General features: G+C 68.4%; 4 protein-coding genes. All 4 read left to right on the top strand.

What is annotated here, in order from left to right; translation table 11 throughout:
- The first annotated feature begins 48 nt into the window (after positions 1–48).
- Genes ABGI63_RS25670 through ABGI63_RS25685 form a run of 4 tightly spaced genes read left to right on the top strand, consistent with a single transcriptional unit; the run spans position 49 to position 3,260 of the window.
- Positions 49–618 (top strand): hypothetical protein, encoded by a 570-nt coding sequence (locus ABGI63_RS25670; protein WP_349745356.1) that lies wholly within the window; start codon positions 49–51, stop codon positions 616–618.
- Between the two features lie 15 nt (positions 619–633).
- Positions 634–2,652 carry a ParB/RepB/Spo0J family partition protein gene (locus tag ABGI63_RS25675; protein ID WP_349745357.1) on the top strand — a complete coding sequence of 673 codons (2,019 nt, stop codon included), beginning with the start codon at positions 634–636 and terminating at the stop codon, positions 2,650–2,652.
- A gap of 12 nt (positions 2,653–2,664) precedes the next feature.
- Positions 2,665–2,856 (top strand): hypothetical protein, encoded by a 192-nt coding sequence (locus ABGI63_RS25680; protein ID WP_349745351.1) that lies wholly within the window; start codon positions 2,665–2,667, stop codon positions 2,854–2,856.
- Positions 2,853–3,260, top strand: a complete 408-nt coding sequence (locus tag ABGI63_RS25685; RefSeq protein WP_349745358.1) for a hypothetical protein — start codon at positions 2,853–2,855, stop codon at positions 3,258–3,260. The genes ABGI63_RS25680 and ABGI63_RS25685 overlap by 4 nt, the downstream gene beginning before the upstream one ends.
- Positions 3,261–3,282 lie beyond the last annotated feature (22 nt).

Below are 3,282 nucleotides of genomic sequence, written 5' to 3' on the forward strand. Positions count from 1 at the left end.
GGCCGCCAGCCAGGCGCCGCGCGGCGGGGCGGTGATGGGAGCGGCAGCATGAGCTACGAACCACAAGCCGACACATTGGCTGGGCGAACCCTTCAGTTCTTTCGGTCGCGACGCGATGAAGAGCTGGAGCCGCGCGACATCGCCAGCAAATTTGGTTGCTCCGTCTCCTCGGTGCCTGCACTGCTGGCGGGTTGCGTTGCAAACGGGCTGTTGGTGCGCCGCAAGGACGAAACGCAGGCCTGGGTGTATGCGGCCGGCCCTAAGCTGGGCGCAACACCTGACCCTTCCCCGGCGCCCGTGCTTGCACCCGCTGCCGGGGCAGCGTCGGCGCCAGCCAGCAGGCGCTCTCCGCTGCCGGTTCTCGATGTCGCGGCGATCACCGTGCGTCGCGATGTGCAAGACCCCGGCCGCGTCGATTCGCGTCGCGCCGCCTACTTCGCCGCGCTCGACAAGCTCGATGCGCCGAAGACCGCCATCGACATCGACAAGCGCTATCGCGGCGCCATCGCCAAGGCCGCGCAGGACTACGTCAAGCAGGCGGGCAACAAGGCCAAGCGCTTCGCGTTCCGCGCCCATCCCGACAACGCCGCGCAGTGCATCGTGCTGCGCGAGGCCTGATCACCGGAGCCCCGCATGACCACCGACACCATCGAGCCCGTGCTCGTCACCCTCAAGCCCGGCGCCGGCCTCAAGCAAGAGCCCGCGCTGCACATCCCGCTGGGCTTGCTCGCGCCCAGCCCCACCAACCCGCGCCGCAAGTTCGACGCCGCCAAGCTCAACGAGCTGGCCGAAGGCATCCGGGAGCTGGGCGGTGTGTTCCAGCCCGTACTGGCGCGCCACAACCCCGCCTTCAGCGAGGGCAACGGCCAGCCGCGTTATGAGATCGTGGCCGGCGAGCGCCGCTGGCGCGCCAGCAAGATCGCCGGCATGGAGACGCTGCTGACGCTGGTTCGCGACCTCACCGACGCGCAGGCCCTGCAGATCCAGCTCAAAGAGAACATCGACCGCGAGAGCCTGCACGCGCTGGAAGAAGCCGAAGGCATCCGGCGGCTGATGGCCACCACGGGCGCCACCATCAAAGAGGTCATGCACATCCTGAGCAAGAGTCGCCGCTGGGTGTTCAACCGCCTGAGCCTGCTGGACTTGTGCGACGAGGTACGCCAGGCTTTCCTGGCCGACGAGTTCATGCCGACGATTGCGCTGCTGGTGTCCACCATCGTGAACCCGGCCGACCAGATCGTCGCCTACAAGCACATCGTCGCCGGATTCGGCGGCGAGCCGCTGACCTTCCGCGCCGCTGAGGCCTACGTGCGCAAAGAGTTCATGCTGCGCCTGAGCAATGCGCCGTTCGACATCGAGGCCACGTACCACATCGCGGGCCCCTGCAGCCAATGCACCAAGCGCACGGGCGCCAACCCCGATCTGTTCGGCGAGGCCGATGTGAAGGCCGGTGACAGCTGCCAGGACCGGGCGTGTTTTCATGCCAAGGCCGGCGAGCAGCGCGACAAGCAGATGGACGCCGCGCGCGCCGCCGGGCACACGGTGCTGGAGGGCGAAGCCGCCAGCAAGCTCATGCCTACGCCCAGCGTGGCGCCGCATGGCTTCCTGTGGCTCGACCAGGCGCAGCCGGGGCTGACTGACGACACGCGCACCCTACGCGAGATCTTTGGCGCCAAGCAGCGTGACGCGATCACGCTGGAGTTGTCCAACGGCGAGATCGTCAGCATCGTGCCGGAGGAGGCCGTGCGCAAGATCCTCAAGGCCCAAGCACTGCTGCGCCAGGAGGCGCCCAAGCCCAAGCGCCGCGTGGCCGAGCTGAGCCCCGAGGCGCCCAAGCACACCCAGCAGGAGGTCAGCCAGCTGGCCGCCAAGGCCCCCGCATCGCCCAAGCCCCAACCGCTGTCGCCGCTGCAGCAGCGCGCCGCGGTGGACAGCTGCAGCAGCGAGCTTTTCAGCGAGATGCTCGCCAAGCAGCTGGCTGCGCAGATCGACCAGGCCGACGACTTGCCGCTGCTGGCGCTGCGTATCGCCATCGAGCGGCTCATGGATGACGCCAGCGCCGAGGCCAGCAAGCTGGTGTTCACCCAGATGGGCTGGCCCGAGGGCGAGCACGGCGCCATGCGCCTCTCTGCGCTGCGCCCAAAGCTAGCCAGCCTGGGCGGCGACGACCTGGGCCGCATGTTCGTGTACTCGCTGTATGCCGAGGCGGTGACCGAGGGCTATTCGCTGGAAGACATGCAGAGCTACAGCGCCGACAACCCGGCGCTACTACTCGCGGCGCACTACGGCATCGACACGGCAGCGCTTCAGGCCGAGGCCGACGAAGGCGCGGAGACCATTGTGCGCAACAGGGAGTCCCGCCGTCTCGGAGAGCCGGTCAACGACGCGCCGGCCGATGCCACCGAGGCTTTCGTGAAGACCCACGCCCCGGCACCATCGCCCGCGCCCGCCGCCAAGTTCCTACCGGCCTGGCCCTTCCCATCGCCGCCGCCAGCCGGCTACGCCCCACGGGAGCCAGCAGCGGCAAGCAAGCCTGGCATCAAGTACCGCAACCCCGGCACCGGCGAGACCTGGAGCGGCCGAGGCCTGCAGCCCAAGTGGCTGAAGGCCCGGCTCGCCGAGGGCGGCCGGCTCGAAGACTTCCTGCTCTGAGGATCCAGCACCATGCAACCCACCAAGATCCCCACCCTGGCCGACAAGGCCCTGATCCAGGCGCTTGCCGAAGCGCTGCTGCGCGAGGCCGAGAAGCTCGGCGTCGTCGTCACCATCGAGCGCCAGCCCTGCGCGCCGCTGGCCATGGGCAACCATCAGCCGGTGATCTGTGTCTGGCCGCATCGGAAGGAGCCGCAGGCATGAGCCCCACCGCCTGGCCCTACAAGCCGCCATGCCGCAACCCCGGCTTGTCGCAAGGCTTCGTGCGCTTCGGCACCCTGGCACATCGCCTGCTGCTGGCGCTGCACACGCTTGGCGATCTGCGCTCCTGCGACCTGGTCGACGAGCTGGATGCTGACTTGCGCTGTGTGGCCACCAACCTGATCCGCCTGCGCGACGCCAAGTTCATCTACGCACGCGGCAAGGTCTGCGGCGTACCCAACAACGAGCGCACCCAGATGCGCTGGACCCTCAAGCCCACCGAGACAACCCGCTATCGCCGCCTCAGCGCCAACCAGCGCCGGCAGCGCTACCAAGCTCGACTCAAGCTGCGTGCGCCGTCGGTGTTTGCGTTTCGGGGTCGAATCGAGATCGGCGCCACAGCATGAAGATGATCATCGCCACCCACCC

The sequence above is a fragment of the Roseateles cavernae genome (genome assembly GCF_040187885.1).
Lineage (GTDB): Bacteria > Pseudomonadota > Gammaproteobacteria > Burkholderiales > Burkholderiaceae_C > Roseateles_E > Roseateles_E cavernae.

What these genes read in the sequence shown, in the direction of transcription:
- ABGI63_RS25670 (WP_349745356.1), top strand. Translation starts at nt 49, where the DNA reads ATGAGCTACGAACCACAAGCCGACACATTGGCTGGGCGAACCCTTCAG.
- ABGI63_RS25675 (WP_349745357.1), top strand. Translation starts at nt 634, where the DNA reads ATGACCACCGACACCATCGAGCCCGTGCTCGTCACCCTCAAGCCCGGC.
- ABGI63_RS25680 (WP_349745351.1), top strand. Translation starts at nt 2,665, where the DNA reads ATGCAACCCACCAAGATCCCCACCCTGGCCGACAAGGCCCTGATCCAG.
- ABGI63_RS25685 (WP_349745358.1), top strand. Translation starts at nt 2,853, where the DNA reads ATGAGCCCCACCGCCTGGCCCTACAAGCCGCCATGCCGCAACCCCGGC.